Here is a 20,705-nt window from a genome sequence, read left to right as displayed (position 1 = left end):
TTGTGCGCTCGAAAGTATTTGCTCCTTTATGTGAAGTCGTTCAAAATTAGCGGATTAATGACCAATTTATAGAAGTTATTGCAGGGGCAAATATGAAAGTTGCTAGCTTATTTAAACATCATCGCGAGTCTTTGAAACTTAACACTGAAGTGATGCAGTGGGTTTCTCCGTCGCTACGTGAATATTTGAATGAAGCGGTCAATAAAGCACATTCAAACCCGCTTTTAACTTGGGTTCGTGATCACGCGAAGCCAGCGGTTAATGAAGAGCAACCAGTCGAAGCACCGATCGTTATGAAGCCTGCAGCGCAAGAGCTGTATGACTATCTTGAAACACAAGTTGGTGAAGTTATTCACACAGGTGACTTTGTCCATGTAGACCAAGAGATGATCAATCAATTTGGTTCTGTAACAGGTGACATGCAATGGATCCACACTAATCCTGAGCGAGCTGGAGAAGAATCGCCATTCAAGACGACTATTGCCCATGGTTTCTTAACATTAGCCTTGTTGCCACGTCTAACAGACTCTGTCGACCCTGAGAAACCTCAGTACCCAACGGCAAAAATGACCGTTAATCTTGGTCTGAACCAAGTGCGTTTTCCATACCCAGTAAAATCGGGTAGCAACGTACGCGCAAAAACAACATTGCTTAAAGCAACCCCAATCAAAAAGGGCATTGAGATTGAGCAAGAGATCCGTGTTGAGATTGAAGGTGTTCGTCGCCCGGGGTGTGTTGCGGTCTCTGTGATTCAATTGCACTTTTAATTAGTTAATCGATTTAAAATAAAACAGGGAGCCGATGGCTCCCTGTTTTATTTTTGCATTATGGTCAGTGACTATTTGCGCTTGATAGGTGTGTAGCCGTACTCTTCGATGATGAGCTTTGCCTCGTCGCTCTTCATGTAATCAATAAACTCTTTTGCATCTTGCTCAATCTCTTCTGTTTTATACAGAATCATAAAAGGACGAGCCAGTTGATACTTCTCTTCTGCAATTTTTTTGTTTGAAGGACTTACACCTTCAAAGTTGACTGCTTTCACTGAACTGTCTACTGATCCAACAGAGATGTAACCGACGGCATGTGGGTTATGGTTAACAATGGTTTTTACCATGCTGTTGCTGTTCACCACCAAATTATCTGTGTTGATATCAGATACAACGCGGTTGTTCACGATCTTAGTTAATCCCAATAAGCTTTCGAAACTGTAGCGAGTACCAGAAGAAGCCTCGCGAGTCACCACTGCGATTTGGCGATCATCTCCGCCCACTTCTTTCCAGTTCGTAATCTCACCTTTATAGATTTTATAGAGTTGTTCGCGTGATAGGTTTTGTGTGTTGTTGATACGGTTAACCACGACTGCAAGACCATCATAAGCAATAGGAGTAACGGTCAGTGATTCGTTCTGCTCTCTATCTGTCAAAAAGCGTGAACTCATTGCGATATCAGATACCCCTTTTTCAAGCAGCGTAATACCAGCAGTAGAGCCGATGCTTTGTACCGCGATATAGGTATCTTTGTGGTCGGTATTGTATCGCTCTGCAATTACATCCATGACTCGAGCAACCGATGTAGAACCAGAAATGGTAACTTGTTCGGCATGTACCGGACTCAGAAAGCAGACAGAAAGGAGAGAGGCCAGTGCAACTCTAAACATGTGATACTCCAAGTTTTATTAGTGAATTCGATTGGTATCATATTTCGTTAAGATGACAGAAATGTGAACGCCTGTGTTACAAGAGATTACTGAAAGCTATGACTCACGTTTATAGTTTATCTTTACTTAATCACCTCTACTAAGTCAGTCACAGTATCAAGCGTGATAACTGTTATACTCAAGGCATACTAGCTTTAGGAAACGATTATGGATCTACTCCCTGAAATAGTGCGAATTCGGCTTACGAGGCAATCTGAAGCATTGTGCGAGAGTCGAAATGCTAATTTACCGGCTGAGTTAGGAAAGGCGCAATTTGACACGCTATCAGATGGTGTGATGTTCTCTAAGGCTCATTACCTCTGTGACTCGATGCACGTTGATTATGTCAGCCCGGTAGCCAAAGTGACTTGGGTGGCTGAGTTAAACCGATGGCGAATTTACATGCCTCAGTCTTTAGACAACTCAGAGAAAGTCGTTTGGGTAACGTATCCTTTCCTACCTACCAGTGATGAGCTGTCTATTGTTCTTCATGAGCTCGAAAAAGATCCGCAAGAGAGTTTTTGGAGCGCATAAACGAAGGTATTAAATATGGTTTGTATCCTTTACACTCGATTCGATTCTTGTGAGATTTTCAATCTGAACTCTTTCGGCGTCATCCCTTGTACGCCCTTAAACGCTGTACTGAAGTGTGCGGCGCTCTTAAAGCCAGACTCGTAAGCAATTTGGGTAATGCTTTTCTCTGTTGATCTCAGTTGGTTAGTTGCGTGTGTAATACGCTTAATCTTCAGTAATGAAGAGAATGAAAGCCCCTCAGAAGCTAACTTGCGTTTTAACGTTGCGGTCGACATGCCAACACGCTTAGACATCGACTCTAGCGTGATCTCATCCTCTATGTTCCTTTCAATGAGATGAATGACCTTCTGAGTGACGGTGAGTTGAGAAGCTGAAGCAATGATCTTGTACAGAGAAGGGTGTTCGTGAACCATACAACCCAAAAGAGAAAGGGCAACATGCTTGAGTGTGAACTCATTGGTTTGTACAGACTTGGTGAATTCTAATAAGGTTGTTAGTAAGTGACTTGGTTGGTTGTTACCAAGTTGAAAGGTATAGAACTCTTCGGGTTCGTATGGAAGCACTGAGTTATCAAAACTGTTACGAAACTCTTGAAAAATGGATAGATCTAGCACCACTGCGTGGGCTTTAAACGGTCCATATTCTTCATGGGTCTTGATATCGAAGACAGCGCCTGAACTATAGAGTGTGAAATCTCCCGCTTTTAGAAATCCGCGTTGTCCATTTTGCAGAGTAAACGACATCGCTCCACTTTCAATGTAATAAATGCCGTTGCGAGATGCAGGGTAGCGGTCGCGCTTGCGTTCATAAAAGTGGGTATAGAGATGTGTTTCTACTATAGGCATAAAAATTCCAAGAATTGGGGAACAAAAAAGGCGTCCTAGGACGCCTTAACATTGCTTATTCTGCAGTGGTTTTTTCACTAGGTTTGTCGGCAAACACTTCTTTTGGTTTTGCTACGATGCTTCTAGTGTCAACATTCACGTCAGATAGAATGATTTCTAGCGTATCACCTAGTTGGTATACCATCTCTTTGTCGATAGAAACAGTACCAAGGTCACTATTACATTCGATTCTTTCTTTATTATCAAGAATTAGCGAACCTGGGATGAATGCTGCAGCGCCATTTTCGATCAGTCTCACACGCATACCCGCACGGTTGATATCGAAGATCTCACCATTGAAGATAGTACCTTTAGACGGCTCTTCAGCAAGTGTACGAGCGTATAGCCAGTCACCAACATTGCGCTCTGCAATTTTGTGGTGCTTACGATGTAAAGCAAGCTCTTCACCTACCGCTTCATCGGCTACTTGGACACTTTCTTTACCAAGAATGTGTGATTTCAGTAGACGGTGATTGATCATGTCGCCGTATTTACGAATTGGTGAGGTCCAAGTCGCGTAGATGTCTAGACCCATTGCGTAGTGAGGCAGGGCTTCGTTACCCATTTCACTGTAAGTCTGGTACTTACGAATACGGTTATCTAGGTAACTTGTCTCTTGATGGCCTAACCAACGACGGAGTTCAGCGAAACCTTCTAGAGTCGCGATGCTTTCTTGTGTGAATGGTAGTTCGCCCTCTGGGTTAACTAGCTCGATCACATCTTTTATCTTCTCTGTTTTGAAGCCAGCGTGTGTATTGTAGACACCAAGTGATTCAGAAGACTTAAGGATACGGCCAGCACAGATGTTCGCCGTGATCATCGCTTCTTCGACAAGTCGGTTAGCGGTGCGGCGCATATCTGCATGGATTGCGACAACATCGTTGTCTTCGCTCAGTTCAAAGCGGTAATCAGGGCGGTCTGGGAATACAACTGCATTTGTTTCACGCCATGTTGCGCGAGCACGAGAAAAGTCATACAGATCTTTTACGATAGGCGCGATAGCTTCAGTCGGTTCCCATTCAGCTGTTTCTGGGGTCTCTAACCAATCTGACACCTTGTCATAGGCAAGTCGCGCATGTGACTTCATCGTTGCAGCGAAGAACTCGATGTTCTCACCGATAGTGCCGTCAGCCGCTACTGTCACTTTACAGCAAAGAGCAGGGCGCACTTCGTCTTCTTTCAGAGAACAAAGGTCGTCGGCAAGATCGCGAGGTAGCATAGGTATGTTACGACCAGGCAGGTAGATCGTGAATCCGCGTTCACGCGCTACTTGGTCCATCTCATCTTCCGGTGAGATGTAAGCCGTTGGGTCGGCAATCGCAATAGTCAGTTCGAATTCACCAGACTCGAGTTTCTTCGCATACAATGCATCGTCCATATCTTTGGTTGATTCACCATCGATAGTCACGAAAGGTACATCGGTCATGTCAACACGAGTGAGATCGGCATCGTCATTGATCTGCCAGTTATCGATACCAGCTGGCTCGCTGTTTGGTAGGTCGTTTTGCGCGAGCGTTACCCACCAAGGAGCAATCTTGTCATCTGCGTCTGTGATTTTTGAGGTGATCTCTACGAAGAAGCCATCATCGCCTTTCAATGGGTGTCGAATAACCTGACCAACAACCCAGTCACCTTCGTTAAAAGATTTAGCATCAAGGCCTTTCTTCGCTTTGGCTTTTAATTGAAGCTTTTTTAGTTGCGGATGGTCTGGTACTACGTTTAGACGACCTTTAAATAGCTTTACGCGTCCGATAAAACGTGTCACACCTTGCTCAAGTAGCTCTTCTGGCTCTGCAACTTCTTTTTCTTTCTCAGTACGGATGATCGCCATGACTTTGTCACCATGCATACATTTCTTCATATATGGTGGCGGGATAAAGAAGCTGGTTTTGCTGTCAACTTCTAAAAAGCCGAAGCCTTTTTCAGTGGCTTTAATCGTACCTTCTTTTTTAGGCAGTGTTTCTTGAATTTGTTGCTTAAGCTGAGCAAGAAGCGGGTTGTCTTGGAACATAGTCACACATTTCGTCATTAAGATGCGCACACTATAATGATTGCGGTAGGGGTTTTCTAGTGAAACTGATGGTTTACTTAGCTTTGCCCCAAATTGTTGGCGGCGATGTGAACAAAATATGACTGTTTGATGTCCGTTTTCCTAATATTTGAGAAAAATTGTGATGTGTTTCAATTTTTTCTGGCTTTTTTTATGCATTTAAGGAATAATCCGCCTCCCTTAGTCGTCCCTAGCGGCTTGATGCGTTTTAACACTTATCCGCATCTGAATGGATTCAGCTCTTAACTTGGATTGGTATTGGAATTGGTAGAGCTCGTGGGACCTTTTGTTTATTAATCTTAGTGGGATCCCAATGACAGATTCTGTAATTCAATTCAGTGAATTAGCACTTAACGACTCAATTCTTTCAGCACTTGACGGAATGGGCTTCGTATCTCCAACTCCTATCCAGGCAGCAGCAATCCCTCACCTTTTAGAAGGTAAAGATGCGCTAGGTAAAGCGCAAACAGGTACTGGTAAAACAGCAGCATTTTCTCTACCTCTACTAAACAAACTTGACCTTGGTCAGCGTAAGCCACAAGCGATCGTTCTTGCTCCTACTCGTGAGCTAGCGATTCAAGTTGCGGCTGAAATCAAGAACCTAGGTCAAAACGTTCAAGGCCTTAAAGTACTAGAAATCTACGGTGGTGCATCTATCGTTGATCAAATGCGTGCACTTAAATCAGGTGCTCATATCGTTGTTGGTACTCCTGGTCGTGTTCAAGACCTTATCAACCGTGACCGTCTACACCTAGATGAAGTACATACATTCGTTCTTGATGAAGCGGATGAGATGCTAAACATGGGTTTCGTTGACGACGTAACGGAAATCATGGAGCACGCTCCAGAAACAGCACAACGTGTACTATTCTCTGCAACTATGCCTCCAATGCTTAAGAACATTGTTGAACGCTTCCTGCGTGAGCCAGAGTACATCGACGTTGCTGGTAAAAACCACACAGTTGATAAAGTAGAGCAGCAGTTTTGGGTAGTTAAAGGTGTTGAGAAGGACGAAGCAATGTCTCGTCTTCTTGAAACTGAAGAAACTGACGCATCAATCGTATTCGTACGTACTCGTCAAGATACTGAGCGCCTAGCTGATTGGCTATCTGCTCGCGGTTTTAAAGCTGCGGCACTTCACGGTGACATTCCTCAGTCTCTACGTGAGCGTACTGTTGATCACATCAAAAAAGGTGTTATCGACATCCTAGTTGCAACAGACGTTGTTGCTCGTGGTCTTGATGTTCCACGTATTACACACGTATTCAACTACGACATCCCATTCGATGTTGAGTCATACATCCACCGTATCGGTCGTACTGGCCGTGCTGGACGTAAAGGTAAAGCGATCCTTCTAGTTCGCACTAACCAAATCCGTATGCTTCGCACTATCGAGCGTGTTACTAAGTCTTCTATGGAAGAAATCCAACTTCCTCTACGTGACAAAGTGGCAGAAGCTCGTCTAGCTAAGCTTGGCGCTGAGCTAGAGGCAGAGAAAGAGCACGTAGCACTAGAATCATTCGCAGAGCTAATCGAGAAGCTTCAAGAAACTCTAGAGCTAGATGCAACAACGCTAGCTGCAATGCTTCTTAAGCGTCAACAAGGTAAGCGTCCTCTGTTCTACAAAGGTCCAGACCCAATGATCGAAGCGATCGAGCGCGATAAGAAACGTCGTAAAGAGCGCCGTGAAGGTGGTCGCGATGGCGGTCGTGGTTACGGCAACAACCAAGATTGGGATACTTACCAACTACAAGTTGGTCGCGAGCAAGGCGTTCAAGTTAAAGATATCGTTGGTGCACTAGCTAACGAACTTGGTCTAACTAAAGGTTCTATCGGTGCTATCAAACTAGACCGCGGCGAGACTTATGTTCAGCTTCCAAAAGCAATGAACTCTGAAACTGCTGGTAAACTGAGCAAACTACGTATCCGTCAAAAAGAAGTGGGTGCAGTAGTGTGTGACTTTGATGACTTCCGTGCTCCTCGTAATGGTGGTAACGGTGGCGGTCGTCGTGATGGCGGTGGTTACCGTGGCAACCGTGAAGGTGGCCGTGGTGGTCGTGATGGTGGTGGTTACCGTGGCAACCGTGAAGGTGGCCGTGGTGGTCGTGATGGCGGTGGTTACCGTGGCAACCGTGATGGTAACCGCGATGGCAACCGTGAAGGTGGTGAGCGTCGTTTCGATCGCAACCGTGGTGGTGATCACCGTGGTAACTACCGTGGTGAACGCGGTCACGGCCGTGGTAACCGTAACGAAGGTTAATAACGTTTACGTTCATTAATACTTTGTATTCAAATAAATTTGAAAGCCGAGCGATTTGCTCGGCTTTTTTGCGTTTGAACGCTATAATTGGGTTGGTTTCATTCAACTATTTTTTAATTTTAAGATCGAATTAAATCAGTTTTTGAGGTTGATCAATAAAATGATGCTCTTACCCTAAAGTGGTATCAATAAAAGTTGAATGTTTAAAAAATTATTGAATAATGGCCTCAGAACTAAAACATATTCAATAATTAAGCTCTACGCTAACACTCTTTTTGCAGGAAACACTTATCATGTCTGACTCGTTCGTACTTGTTATCAACTCAGGTAGCTCATCTCTTAAGTTTGCCGTTATCGACTCTCACTCTGGTGATGCAGTTCTCACTGGTTTAGGTGAATGTTTTGGACTTCCAGAGTCATGCATGAGCTGGAAATTTAATGGCGAAAAAACAGAGATCGCAATTGAAGGTGAGGGTAGCCACCATAAAATCGCAATCGGTAAACTGGTTGGCTTGACAAGCGAACTTGGTCTAGCAGATAAAATAGTTGCTGTTGGTCACCGTATCGTTCACGGTGGTGAGAAATTTACTAAGACAGTTCGCATTACTGATGAAGTAACCGAAGAGATTGAAAAACTGTCTGACCTTGCACCTCTTCATAACCCAGCAGGTGCAATTGGTATCCGCGCTGCAATTGAAGCTTTCCCATCTCTACCACAGTTCGCTGTATTCGACACCGCTTTCCACCAAACTATGCCTGAAAAAGCGTTCACCGGTGGTATCGCAAACGAGCTATACAGTGAGTACGGCATCCGTCGTTACGGTTTCCACGGTACTAGCCACTACTTCGTAAGCCGTGAAGCTGCGAAGATGCTAAACAAACCAGTTGAAGAATCTAGCTTCATTTCTGTTCACTTAGGTAACGGCGCATCTGTATGTGCTATCAGCAACGGCGAATCTGTTGATACTTCAATGGGTTTCACTCCGCTAGCGGGTCTAATGATGGGAACGCGTTCTGGTGACCTTGACCCGGGCGTTATCGAGTTCCTAATTAAGAAAGGTTGGACAACAGAAAAGATCTTCGACACGCTAAACAAAAAGTCTGGTTTCCTAGGTGTATCTGGCCTAACTTCTGACGCACGTGGCATCCTAGAAGCGATGGAAAATGGTCACGAAGGTGCGAAGCTAGCATTTGAAGTATTTACCTACCGCGTAGCGAAATACATTGGTTCTTACATGATTCCACTAAACAGCCTAGACGCAGTTATCTTCACTGGTGGTATTGGTGAGAACTCTCTACCAATCCGTCGTGAAATCCTGAAGAACCTAAATCTTCTTGGTTTTGTTGAAGATGAAAAAGGCAACGAAGATGCACGCTTCGGTAACTCTGGCATTATTGCTAAGTCTGACATCCTAAACGCAGTTGCTATGGTTATCCCAACAAACGAAGAGTTTGTAATCGCAAAACAATCTGTTGAATTGCTATAGTAGATAGCAACAATCCCAAATTGAAAAGCGAGCCTAGTGCTCGCTTTTTTCATTTTCGAAGTCATTGTTATCAAAGCACTCTCAAAGTCTATTTAGTTCTCGACCGATAGTCTGGATCTGTCCAACAGCGTGGTAGTTCTTCACCAGACATAAACACTAATTCAGACTTCTTGAATAATTGAGGGTCTTGCTGCTCTTCACCGGCTTGGAGTCGTCCTTCGACACAATCGTGATACAGGTTTGTTAAACTAGTCGTTTCAACCACGTCGACTAAGTCGCCGCTCTTTCTCTCTTTCAAAAACATTTGTCCTGCCCTTAATAGATGTGAACACTGTTAATTATAATTGTTATTTCTGATATGAGAGGGATAACGACTTTTACTGAGCTTGACTCAGGGTTACGCAGAGCTACGCTTAAGGCTATCTATCATAAAATCAATAATTAAGCGGAGTTGTTATGCCCATAGCATCGATTGCAAGTAATGTCAGTGAATTGATAGGCAACACGGATCTTGTGCGGATCAATAGCCTATCCGATATTTCTGGATGTGAAATTCTCCTCAAGTGCGAGCATCAGAACCCAGGAGGTTCGATCAAAGATAGGGCTGCTCTTCAACTCGTCACTGACGCGATAGAGGCGGGAAAACTCAAACCAGGAATGACTATTGTTGAAGGAACAGCAGGGAACACAGGCATTGGCCTAGCGTTGGTGGCTAAAGCGCTAGGTTATAAAATGTTAGTCGTTATGCCAAAGGGGCAGGCCAAAGAAAAAGAACGGATGATCGCGCTTCATGGTGCAGACCTGCTTCTGGTTGACCCTTGTCCTTTCGCAAACCCTGAGCATTTTTACCACACCGCAAAGCGTATTGGCGCAGAGCACGAAGACTATTGGTGGGCAGATCAGTTTGAGAACTTGAGCAACTATCGCGCACATTACCTTAATACTGGGCCTGAGATCTGGGAACAAACCAAAGGCCAAATTGATGCGTTGGTTTGTGCAGTTGGGACTGGCGGGACAATTGCAGGGAACTCACATTATCTATCTGAGAAAAATCCAGATTTTAAGACTTGGTTGATTGATCCTCATGGATCCGGCATCTACTCGTTCTTAAAAAACGGAGAATACAAATCCTCGGGTAGTTCATTTACTGAAGGCATTGGCATCATGCGAACCGTTGATAACTTCAGACAAGCGAAGATCAATCATGCAATAACACTGCCCGATCAAGACTTGGTAACGATATCGAGACTCGTGGCCGACCAAGACGGTATTTTACTTGGTAGTAGCTCTGCATTGAATGTCGCGGGTGCATTTTATGCCGCTGCCAGAATGGGCAAAGGCAAAACCATCGTTACTTTCTGTTGTGACCTTGCTGAGCGTTCGTATTCGAAACTCTACAACGAAGAGTTCCTAAAGGAAAAAGAGATAGAGTTGAGTAAAGAAAGTCTCATGGAGTTATGGGCTCGCTATCAGGCAGAAGATGATAGTAAGGTCGTCAATGTTTGAATACTGCCTCGTTGAGGGAGTTTAGGCCCTCAATTGTTGCCAATGGATTAACCCTTCAAGCACACCTTCGGCGTGTGTCGCTTTACTGGTGTATATACTCTTAGAATCAGAAAGGTGTGCAACTTCAGGGTAATGATTCGCTACCAAGATCCCGTTAATACCCTCCATCGTCAACATTGTCGAATCGTTAGCTGAGTCACCGGCAACACATACTTCTTCTGCTTTTATGTTGTGCTTGTTCATGAGAAAACGAATTGCGGAAGCCTTACAAACCCCTTTTGGAGTGATATCCAGAAACCAGTTGTGTGAATAGGTGAGATCAACCTTGATCTTTGCTGTTTCTAGTACAGCTTTTAGTTCCTGATATTCTGCAAAGTCTAATTGTCCTTCGATTGTGATCTTGTATCGACTCTGATGCTGATTAGACTGCTTACCAAGAAATGGGAGTGACCGAATCGCTTCCTGTACTTGCTCAGGTTGCCAGTTACGCTCGACGTGTTTCGACCAATGAGAATCGGATTGGTTGTTCTCAGCATGATGAATGCGTGTGCCAACATCACTCACAATGCTTATCGGTGTGGGAAAGTTGTCACCAGAAAGTCCGTCTCGGATAGATGAAAGGGTTCTTCCTGTTGCCACAATGAAATTCAAGGGTGATTGACGCGTTACATAGTGGTTGAGCTTGTCTATACCTGACGAACTACCGCCACTAATTGTTCCATCGAAGTCACACACTAGCATTTTGATCATGTTAATTCCTTTTGATTATGCTGTTAAATAGTAGCTTGTTCAGACGACTACATTCTGTGATCTAGTCGTTGTGGCTATTTGGGAATGTGTATTTTTATGCGGGATGGATAGAAAATCCTCGGGGTGATATCCCTAACTTTAGACTATCTATTCACTTTTATGAATAAAGTAGGTTATAGGTTATAGGTTATAGGTTGTAGGTTCTTTCTTTTGATGCCAAGAAGCCGCCAAATAGAGATTATGGGCGGCGTGTTAACTATAACTATGAATAACGGCTAGATACTCGGTAATAGCTTTTCTGGCATAAGTTCATTGTGGACTGCCAGCTTGAGCAAGTTGTTGGCTTTCTCAATATCGGGGGCAAAGTATCGGTCTTTATCATAAAAAGAGACCTGTTCACGAAGTATCGATTTGGCATGCTCGATAGAAGGAGAAGAAAGGTTAGGTGCTCTGAAATCTAGACCCTGTGCAGCAGATAAATACTCAACAGCGAGGATGCCACGAGTGTTTGCTGCCATTTCATTCAGTCTTCTTCCTGCAAATGTCGCCATTGAGACATGGTCTTCTTGGTTAGCTGAGGTAGGTAAGCTGTCGACTGATGCTGGGTGAGCTAGGGTCTTGTTCTCACTGGCGAGTGCAGCCGATGTGACTTGCGCTATCATGAATCCAGAGTTAACACCTCCATTATCGACCAAAAATGGGGGCAACTTACTGAGAGCGCTGTCAATGAGCAACGCCATACGCCTTTCTGACAAGCTGCCTATCTCAGCTATACCAAGCGCTAGGTTGTCGGCTGCCATTGCGACAGGCTCTGCGTGGAAGTTACCGCCAGAGATGATGTCCCCATCGTCAGCAAAGACCAGTGGGTTATCCGAGACCGAGTTGCTCTCAATTTGTAGGATATCGGCGGCGTTTCGGATTTGCTGTAAGCATGCTCCCATTACTTGAGGCTGGCAGCGCAATGAATAGGGGTCTTGAACCTTTTCACAGCATGAGTGCGAGTCGCCGATTTCGCTTTGTTGTCCTAATAAATGTCTGTACGCAAGTGCGGCGTCCATCTGTCCTCGATGGCCACGGACGCGATGCACGCGTGGGTCAAACGGTTTGCGACTGCCAAGGGCCGCTTCCACCGACATTGCACCGCAGGTGATCGCAGAGGCGAATAGATCCTCAGCATAGAATAGCCCTTCTAACGCCAGTGCTGTGGATGCTTGAGTGCCGTTTAGTAATGCCAAGCCTTCTTTTGGTGCTAGTGTGATAGGAGACAGCCCTGCGACCTTTAATGCTTCTAATCCTGAGATGATTTTGCCGTTATGACGAGCGTGCCCTTCACCAAGTAAAACGGTACTCATGTGTGCCAGTGGAGCGAGATCTCCAGAGGCTCCAACCGATCCTTTTTCTGGTACGCATGGGTAGATTTGACAGTTAACTAACTCAATCAAAGCTTGAATGACTTCGAGACGAATCCCAGAGTAACCACGGGATAAGCTATTGATTTTAAGAACCATCATTAGGCGAACAGTTTCGTCAGACATCAGCTTGCCAATGCCAGCTGCGTGAGAAAGCACAATACTACGTTGTAACGTTTCTAGGTCTTCTGGCTCAATTTTTGTGTTCGCTAACAGGCCAAAACCTGTATTAATACCATAAACGGTTCTACCTTCTTCAATGACTTGGTTGACGATTTGGGTGCTTTCGTTAATTGCGTCATGAGAGCTGGGGTCGAGTGATAGCATAATAGGGCTGCGGCTAATACTCCTCAACTGGCGTAAGTTCAGGTGGCCAGGATCTAATACTAAGTTCAACATACCGCGTATCCTTTACTTATCATTGTTGAGCATGGGTAAATCTATTTTTTGTTCTTGTGCACACCGCTTGGCAATATCATAGCCGGCGTCTGCATGACGCATCACACCCGTTGCAGGGTCATTGTGAAGCACACGAGCGATTCGTTTAGAGGCATCATCACTACCATCACAACAAATGACCATTCCGGAATGTTGCGAAAAGCCCATACCTACGCCGCCGCCATGATGTAACGACACCCATGTCGCACCACCAGCAGTATTGAGCATAGCATTCAACAGTGGCCAATCTGAGACAGCGTCCGAACCATCGATCATGCCTTCGGTTTCACGATTCGGACTCGCGACTGAACCAGAGTCTAAATGATCTCGCCCAATAACAACGGGCGCTTTGAGTTCGCCATTTTTTACCATCTCGTTAAAAGCTTGCCCTAGGCGCTCTCTGTCTTTTAAACCAACCCAACAGATACGTGCTGGCAGCCCTTGGAACTGAATCCGTTCGCGAGCCATATCCAACCAATTATGTAGGTGGGGGTTATCTGGGATTAATTCTTTTACTTTTTGATCTGTTTTGTAGATGTCTTCAGGGTCACCAGATAGTGCCGCCCAGCGAAATGGTCCAATGCCTTCACAAAATAGCGGGCGAATGTAAGCAGGCACAAAACCCGGGAAATCAAATGCGTTCTCTACGCCTTTCTCAAGCGCCATTTGTCGAATATTGTTGCCGTAATCGAGTGTTGCAGCCCCGCGTTTTTGTAGCTCCAGCATTGCTTTAACTTGAACTGCCATCGACTCCTTCGCCGAATTGACAACCTTCGCTTCATCGATTTTTCGCTGCTCGCTTGCGTACTCGAGTGTCCACCCTAGTGGAAGGTAGCCATTTAGAGGATCGTGTGCTGAGGTTTGATCCGTAACGACATCGGGAGTGATACCACGCTCAACCAGTTGTGGGAAGATATCTGCAGCGTTACCGTGAAGGCCAACAGAAACGGGTTCTTGCGAGTCTTGGATTAAAGACAGTGCCTCATCAAGCGTAGTCGCTTTTTTGTCGACATATCCTGTGCGTAAACGGTAGTCGATTCTTGACTCGTCACATTCCACAGCGAGCATAGAAAAACCGGCCATCGTAGCTGCAAGTGGTTGTGCGCCACCCATACCACCAAGCCCTCCTGTTAAGATCCATCGACCATTGGTACTCCCTCTAAAATGCTTTTTTGCAACGGATACAAACGTCTCATAAGTCCCTTGAACGATGCCTTGAGAGCCGATGTAGATCCAACTTCCGGCGGTCATTTGGCCATACATCATCAAACCTTGCTTATCTAGCTCATTGAAATGTTCCCAGTTCGCCCAGTGAGGCACGAGATTTGAGTTTGCGATTAGAACACGAGGCGCGTTTTTGTGAGTCGGAAATACGCCAACTGGTTTACCTGATTGAACAAGGAGAGTTTCATCATCTTCCAAACGTTTTAGAACTTCGACGATCTTATCAAAGCATTGCCAGTTACGAGCTGCGCGGCCAATGCCACCATAAACCACAAGAGAGTGAGGATGCTCCGCAACGTCTGGATCGAGGTTGTTCATCAGCATACGTAGAGGTGCTTCTGTTAGCCACGATTTAGCTGATATCTCAGCCCCCCTTGGGGCTCTTATGGTTCTTTCTGTGTCTGTACGTGAGTCATGTTGGGGGTTGTGATGATTCATGTCAGTTCCTTTTGTGTAGGCGCATTATTATGGTTTTTATGTAGGTATTACTCGTTTAAAAGGGCGTGAAGTATCTCCCATGAAAGTCTTGCCGCTAAACGAGCCGTTGAATGATCGATATCGTAAGTTGGGTTGTACTCAGCAATGTCTGCAACGAGTATCTTTTTGTTATGCTGTAACGTAAGTTCAATGAAGGGCCATAGCTGTTCGTAACTCATGCCGCGAGGGTTAGGTGCGCTGACACCGGGTGCGATAGCAGATGAGAACACGTCCAAATCGATAGTGAGATAGAGATAATCACATTGACCAATAAAGTCATTGAGTGAGGCTAAATGATGACTTTGCTGCTGGATGTTGAGCTGATTGTCCTCAATATAAAGAACGTTGAGTGCGTTTGCGCGGTCATAGAGTGCTTGTGTATTGCTAGCGCGACTGACGCCAATACAGGTATAAAGGAATGACCAATTATTGTCTCTACACCATTGGGCGCTTTGATTAAATGGTGTCCCTGAGCTAGCTTTAAGCGGCTGAGTAGGATGTTGAAATGCGCGGAGATCAAAATGCGCATCGAAGTTGATGATACCAAGCTTGGGCTTTTCTCCATCCCGTGAGACCTCCTTTAGGTGCTCAACGATGCCTTTGAAGGAAGAGAAGGCTATTTCGTGGCCACCACCTAATAGCATGATTTTTTTATCGCTAAGCGCTTGAGTGATAACCTGTGCGCATTGAGATTGTGAGGTCTCCAAGTTACCATCGTTACAAACAATATTGCCTAGATCAGTAAGCCTATTTGAGCAATGCCAAGCCATACTTGATAAGGCGTTTCGAATCTCATCAGGCCCTCGTATCGCTCCAGTTCGCCCTTTGTTTCTTTTGACACCTTCATCTGTGGCAAATCCCAGCAAGGCGACATTAGAATCATTTTCCTCGTCTCGGCAAACGATATGATGTACTCGAAGCCCTAACTCACCATCCTCAGCATCGTTACGTCCTTGCCAGACGTAACTGGTATCTAAATCAGTCATTAATTCTTACTCCATCGACGATTCTGGAAGAGAGTATTGGAACCCCAAATTGATAACTCAGTTCTGCGGGAGATTGGATATCCCAAAGCGTAAAGTCCGCTTCATATCCCACTGCAATCTGACCACGGCTCTCGCTAAGTCCGAGAGCTTTTGCTGCGTGGCAAGTAACGCCACGTAGTGCTTCTTCAGGAGTTAATCCAAACAGTGTACAGCCCATGTTCAGCATGAGGAGGAGATTGGCAAAGGGAGAAGTCCCAGGGTTTAAATCCGTAGCCAGAGCCATAGGAACGTTCGCTGCGCGCAAGAGTTCAATGGGTGGATGTTGCTGCTCATTTAAAAAGTAAAAGGCACCAGGGAGTAGAGTAGCAACGGTACCTGAACGTGCTATCGCCTCGACTCCAATAGCATCAAGATATTCAATATGATCAACAGAGAGTGCGGAATACTTGGCTGCTAGAGCACTTCCACCAAGGTTTGAGAGTTGCTCGGTATGACCTTTTATCGGTAAGCCGTGTTGGTGGGCTGACTTGAAAATTCGCTCTGTTTGCGAAAGATTAAAGCCAATCGATTCACAGAAAACATCGATTGAATCTGCGAGTCTATGTTCTGCGGCATGCGGGATTATCTCTTCGCAAATCAAATCTACGTAATCATCTGAACGATGGGAATACTCAGGAGGTAGGGTATGCGCGGCGAGTAGGGTGGTTGAAACTTTAATCGCGCGATGTTGTGAGAGATCTTTTGCAACCCTCAACATTTTAAGTTCATCTTCAAGCGTTAAACCGTATCCTGATTTAACTTCGATGCTGGTGACACCAGATGAAATGAGCCCGTCTAATCTAGGAAGCGCTAGATCTAAAAGCTCCTGATGTGACGCTTTTCTGGTTTCTCTCACCGTTGATAGAATACCGCCACCAGCATTCAGTATGTCTTGATAGCTTTGACCGTTTAAACGCTGCTCAAATTCATTGGATCTTTGGCCCGCGAAGATAAGATGAGTATGGCAATCAATGAATCCAGGCGTTAATAGTTTACCTTCGCAGTCAATAGAAAGAGATTGATCATCGTCTTCTATTGATTGTTCCATTGGACCAACCGCATCGATTAAACCATCTTTGATGACGACTTTGCTCAAAGGAGAAGGTTGATAACCCTCATATCCCGGCTGACATGTAACTAATCGTGCATTGATGAGACTTGTGTTCATCCTGAAAGCTTCTTTAATTAAATGTATATACAATTAAATTAGTCGAAATTATGCGCACACTCAAGAATCAGATGTTATTTCTGTGATGGGAAAGTAGGGTTGTAGTGATGATCTAAACGTTGATCTTAGAGCTTAACTTATAGCGGTCAGCAGGGTGATACAGCATGGCAAAGCTAACAAGTTGTGTATCGCTCCAGGTTCTTCTGTTCAGAAGTAGACATGGCTGGTGGGCGAGCATTCCCAAGTCATTTTGAATACTAGGGTTAGGCATGACCGCTTCAACGGTATGCTCAATCGTGGAAAGTGGGCAACTTGAAGTTAAGTATTGATTTGGGGTGATAGTCTCAAAGTTTTGTTCAAGGTATTGGGGCACTTGAGCTTGATTGACCCAGCGCTTTTCAAGTTGGATAGGCACTGAGTCTTCATAATGAATAACTTCACTGTAAAAGGCTTCGTCACTGATCTTGAGACCTAAATTTGTCGCTGCATGCTCATCAAGTGTGACGATTTGCAGTTTGTTAACTCGGCATGAGTAGGTCTTTCCGCGAGAGCGTATTTCTTCAGCAATGTTGCTTACGCCCGTTAGTGGTGATTCCGCTTTGGGTTCTTTCTCTCTGACGAATGTCCCTAAGCGCGGTTTACGAACGAGTATCCCTTCATTCACTAAATCGCGAATCGCTTTATTGACCGTCATCCGGCTCACATCAAACTCGCGAGTTAACTCGAGTTCTGTTGTTATACGATCGCCAGTATTCCAAATCTTGGCGTGTATATTTTTGAGTATGTGTTGTTTGATCTGGATATAACGCGGAGAGCTACTCATGGGCTACTTAATGACTATACAAATTAAATAAAGGGTATACCGAAATTAGATAAGTGCCAAGGGTGAGGTCATTTGTAAACTTAACGGTTTAACAGCTAGGATTCGCAGTGTGAGTATTGATGAAAAAGTTAATATTGCTAGTTTATAAAACCTTGATTTCTATACGTGTTATGTTCATAAAGTATTGTATATAGCTAATCTATTAGTGATTATCTCTTAAATTCTGATCAGATACTATTAAGATGCACCATAAAATAAGGTGAGCGATTGGTGTTAGCACCTAGATATTTCTAATTATGCAGATGAACATTCTTTGATCTAAATCGATATTTAGGTAAATATTTGGTTAATGGGTATCATGTTTGGTGATTGGTGATACAATAACCACTAGCTTATTTAATTAAGTAAATTTAGTCCAAATGTCGAGGTTGTCATGGAACTAGGTCTTATCATAGCTTTTATCGTTGCTTCAGCGGTAATGGTGAAGAAAGAAATGGCTAAGAAGTAATTCGCGCTATACCAATAAATATCAGCAGTCCTTTTTAAATCATTTTTAATTGTTGATAGATATGAAAAAAGCCAGCTTATTGCTGGCTTTTTTGGTTTTTGGAGTAGTTAGAATTGGTAGTCTAAACTTACACCCCAGTTGCGTCCTGGCTGAGAGTAGAAATCTAAGTTATCGTCAGACTCTAGACCACGAAAATCAGTGTATGCCCAGTATTTTTTGTCTAAAGCATTAAATAAACCAGCTCGTAGTGTTAGATCTCGTATTGGACGGTAGTAAGCTGTGATGTCTAGTTTACCGTAACCCGCAGCGTTAACATTATCTTCATCAGACCAATCATCTTTTGCTGCAACCATAGTTAGATTAGCTAAACCACCAAATTGGTATTGCGCATTGTCGTAACCTAAACCAAACACACTCGTTAAAGGTGCAACTGAGTCTAGGTTTGTATCGTTTTGCTTATCCTTGCCTTCTGCGTATGCAACGCTTAATTTGGTGTACATACCTGTTGGGGCATCGAACGCTTCATCCAGTAAGATTGTTGTCGAGAACTCGACACCTTTGATTTCAGCGGAGTCTAAGTTCTCAAGGGTATAGTGATCTTTGCCAGGTGTTTTCTCATCAAGGTCTTTTGTAGCGATAAAGTCGGTGTAATCATTGAAGAAACCAACAATTTCAAACTGAGCCGAATTGTTTTGACCACGGAAACCTAGCTCATACGATGTGCTCTTTTCAGCTTCTAGATCCGAGTTAGGTGTAAAGTCTGCCCCTTTGTCGTATTCGTAATATAACTGTTCAACGGTTGGAGCCTTAAAGCCTTGGCTAATTTGTGCGAATGTACTTAGCTTCGAGTTCAGGTGGTAAACCGCGCCTAACTTACCTGTAAATGCGTCGTTACTGTTCTTTTTGTTCTCAGTCGTGAAGCCATCGTCTGTTGATGGGTCAGCTTCGAACGAGTCGTAGCGAATGCCGGCATTAAGCACTAGTCTTTCATCGAGCAAGAACATGTTATCTTGGGCGAAGATACCCCATTGTGTCACTTGAGCATCTGGAATGGTTGTACTACCTGGTTTGTTTTTACTTGGGTCTGCATGGTAGTAATCGTTATTTTCTAAAGAGAAATCTGTCGAGGAATAGTTGAAGCCATAAGTGAACTCATGGAAACTTGTGTCAAACTCAACGAACTTGTCAAACTGTGCATCCAGTTGGATCGTTTTATCTTCGGCTTGTCGTACACGAGTCCTATCGCCAGCATAATCACCACCGAACATACCAAACGGGTCATCAATAACTAAGCCAGACGAGTTTTCGTTTTCTGTTTCTGATACTTGATAGTTCAGTTGCCAAAATAGCTTATCGAAAGCCGCATTGTTTGCTAACCATTCATGGTTAATACCGTAGCGAGTTCGTGTGTTTGTGTCATCACTACGAGAGTCTGTATACGTATAGCTTCCAGCCATCCCCATATCTAAGACGTAGTTGTTCTCTAGACGGTTTTCATCGTATGTTGAGTTATAGCGCTCAAATACAACGCCCACACGATGTGCTGTATTTAATTGATAATAAGCCTTAGCTAGGATATTGCTCAAGTCTTTATCTGCAGGGTTTTCTAATCCGCGATCACTGCCTTCAACATCGGCACCATCACCAAAGGTTTCAGTTTCGTTACCTTCTGCATAAGTACCAATAACAATAGTTTCCAGGTCACCTTGACGCATAGCCCAAGTCAGCGTGTTTTTAAACTGATTATCTTTAGAGGTGTAGCTAGACTTGATACCAAAACGGTGTTCGTCACCATCAGTGACTAATATGTCCTCTGGATCTTTAGTGCGCATCACAACAGATCCACCTAGAGCATCACTACCATAAAGTACTGAAGATGGGCCTTTGTTTACTTCGATAGCGGTCAAAGTATCAAGTTCGATGGCGTTAGGGTAGAAGGCTTGTACGTTACCACCACCTGGGTTGAAAGGCGTTGTTTGGTTGACACCGTCAACAATAACTTTTACTCGATCGCCTTCCATACCACGAATATTAAAACCAGATACACCAAAGCGGCCTTCTGTCGTCGCTTCAACACCAGGTGTGTATTGGACTGCATCTTTTAAATCACTCGCTAGAGAATCATCTAGATCGTCTGATGATACTGATTCGATAGAGCTACTAACGTCTTGTTTGCTTTGTTCTGTTCGTGTTGCTGAAACAACAACCTCATCAAATACTGATACTTCTTCTGCTTGAGCAATGGGGCTAAGTGCAACAACAATGGAAGTTGCTAAAAGTCTTTTCTTAAACATTTTAATTAGTTACCTTAAAATCCATATAGGCTTGAAATCGGAAAAGATAATATTGGATCTTAATGATAATTAATATCATTTTTATTTGTATATTAATGCTTTTTAGCTAAGTAAACTTTCGATTTAGAGTTAATAATCTTTATTTATCATACAGATAGTTGAGTTCCCTTAT

The 20,705-nt window shown here is 44.1% G+C and carries 16 protein-coding genes; 5 read left to right on the top strand and 11 right to left on the bottom strand.

Translation table 11 applies throughout. The features are described from left to right. Positions 1–92: 92 nt before the first annotated feature. The gene (locus tag DPF91_RS09020) at positions 93–767 is read left to right on the top strand and encodes a MaoC family dehydratase (RefSeq protein WP_117234078.1); all 675 of its coding nucleotides are present in this window, start codon (positions 93–95) and stop codon (positions 765–767) included. A gap of 71 nt (positions 768–838) precedes the next feature. Here DPF91_RS09020 and DPF91_RS09015 read toward each other — a convergent pair whose 3' ends face one another. Continuing rightward, a complete protein-coding gene (locus DPF91_RS09015; RefSeq protein ID WP_117234077.1) occupies positions 839–1,657 on the bottom strand; it encodes a phosphate ABC transporter substrate-binding protein in 819 nt (272 codons plus the stop codon). 207 nt (positions 1,658–1,864) lie between these two features. On the opposite strand from DPF91_RS09015, the gene DPF91_RS09010 reads away from it, so the two are divergent. After that, positions 1,865–2,230 (top strand): DUF3024 domain-containing protein, encoded by a 366-nt coding sequence (locus DPF91_RS09010; protein ID WP_117234076.1) that lies wholly within the window; start codon positions 1,865–1,867, stop codon positions 2,228–2,230. Between the two features lie 29 nt (positions 2,231–2,259). On the opposite strand, the gene DPF91_RS09005 is transcribed toward DPF91_RS09010, so the two are convergent. Both DPF91_RS09005 and rnb read right to left on the bottom strand, forming a co-directional pair. Beyond that, positions 2,260–3,075, bottom strand: a complete 816-nt coding sequence (locus tag DPF91_RS09005) for a helix-turn-helix domain-containing protein (RefSeq protein ID WP_117234075.1) — start codon at positions 3,073–3,075, stop codon at positions 2,260–2,262. A 55-nt stretch (positions 3,076–3,130) separates the two neighbouring features. Then, positions 3,131–5,125: an exoribonuclease II gene (gene rnb, locus DPF91_RS09000; protein WP_117234074.1), complete on the bottom strand. Its 1,995-nt coding sequence runs from the start codon at positions 5,123–5,125 to the stop codon at positions 3,131–3,133. 352 nt (positions 5,126–5,477) lie between these two features. Between rnb and DPF91_RS08995 the strand changes: the two genes are divergently transcribed. Together DPF91_RS08995 and DPF91_RS08990 are read left to right on the top strand one after the other, a co-directional pair. Further along, positions 5,478–7,424 carry a DEAD/DEAH box helicase gene (locus DPF91_RS08995; RefSeq protein ID WP_117234073.1) on the top strand — a complete coding sequence of 649 codons (1,947 nt, stop codon included), beginning with the start codon at positions 5,478–5,480 and terminating at the stop codon, positions 7,422–7,424. Positions 7,425–7,717: 293 nt separating this feature from the next. Beyond that, a complete protein-coding gene (locus DPF91_RS08990; RefSeq protein WP_117234072.1) occupies positions 7,718–8,911 on the top strand; it encodes an acetate/propionate family kinase in 1,194 nt (397 codons plus the stop codon). Between the two features lie 88 nt (positions 8,912–8,999). Here the strand turns inward: DPF91_RS08990 and DPF91_RS08985 are convergent, their stop codons facing one another. Further along, positions 9,000–9,215, bottom strand: coding sequence for an acetyltransferase (locus DPF91_RS08985; protein ID WP_117234071.1), 216 nt, complete (start codon positions 9,213–9,215; stop codon positions 9,000–9,002). Positions 9,216–9,367: 152 nt separating this feature from the next. Here DPF91_RS08985 and DPF91_RS08980 point away from each other — a divergent pair, with 152 nt between their 5' ends. Further along, positions 9,368–10,417, top strand: a complete 1,050-nt coding sequence (locus DPF91_RS08980; protein ID WP_117234070.1) for a cysteine synthase A — start codon at positions 9,368–9,370, stop codon at positions 10,415–10,417. 21 nt (positions 10,418–10,438) lie between these two features. On the opposite strand, the gene DPF91_RS08975 is transcribed toward DPF91_RS08980, so the two are convergent. The 7 genes from DPF91_RS08975 to DPF91_RS08945 form a co-directional block, all read right to left on the bottom strand. Then, complete coding sequence (locus tag DPF91_RS08975) at positions 10,439–11,167, bottom strand: HAD-IIB family hydrolase (RefSeq protein WP_117234069.1); 729 nt, start codon at positions 11,165–11,167, stop codon at positions 10,439–10,441. Between the two features lie 275 nt (positions 11,168–11,442). Next, on the bottom strand, positions 11,443–12,975 hold the full coding sequence (gene hutH / locus DPF91_RS08970) for a histidine ammonia-lyase (protein WP_117234068.1): 1,533 nt from the start codon (positions 12,973–12,975) through the stop codon (positions 11,443–11,445). A 12-nt stretch (positions 12,976–12,987) separates the two neighbouring features. Next, positions 12,988–14,676 carry a urocanate hydratase gene (gene hutU, locus DPF91_RS08965; RefSeq protein WP_117234067.1) on the bottom strand — a complete coding sequence of 563 codons (1,689 nt, stop codon included), beginning with the start codon at positions 14,674–14,676 and terminating at the stop codon, positions 12,988–12,990. Positions 14,677–14,723: 47 nt separating this feature from the next. Then, positions 14,724–15,701 (bottom strand): formimidoylglutamase, encoded by a 978-nt coding sequence (hutG, locus tag DPF91_RS08960; protein ID WP_117234066.1) that lies wholly within the window; start codon positions 15,699–15,701, stop codon positions 14,724–14,726. Further along, complete coding sequence (gene hutI, locus DPF91_RS08955; RefSeq protein WP_117234065.1) at positions 15,694–16,908, bottom strand: imidazolonepropionase; 1,215 nt, start codon at positions 16,906–16,908, stop codon at positions 15,694–15,696. Before hutI ends, hutG begins: the two co-directional genes overlap by 8 nt. Positions 16,909–17,020: 112 nt before the next feature. Further along, a complete protein-coding gene (gene hutC, locus DPF91_RS08950) occupies positions 17,021–17,731 on the bottom strand; it encodes a histidine utilization repressor (RefSeq protein ID WP_117234064.1) in 711 nt (236 codons plus the stop codon). Between the two features lie 615 nt (positions 17,732–18,346). Next, complete coding sequence (locus DPF91_RS08945) at positions 18,347–20,533, bottom strand: TonB-dependent hemoglobin/transferrin/lactoferrin family receptor (RefSeq protein WP_117234063.1); 2,187 nt, start codon at positions 20,531–20,533, stop codon at positions 18,347–18,349. Positions 20,534–20,705 lie beyond the last annotated feature (172 nt).

The sequence above is a fragment of the Vibrio maerlii genome, from assembly GCF_003415655.1.
In the GTDB taxonomy this organism is placed as follows: domain Bacteria; phylum Pseudomonadota; class Gammaproteobacteria; order Enterobacterales; family Vibrionaceae; genus Vibrio; species Vibrio maerlii.
This window is presented reverse-complemented; position numbering and strand designations above follow the sequence as displayed.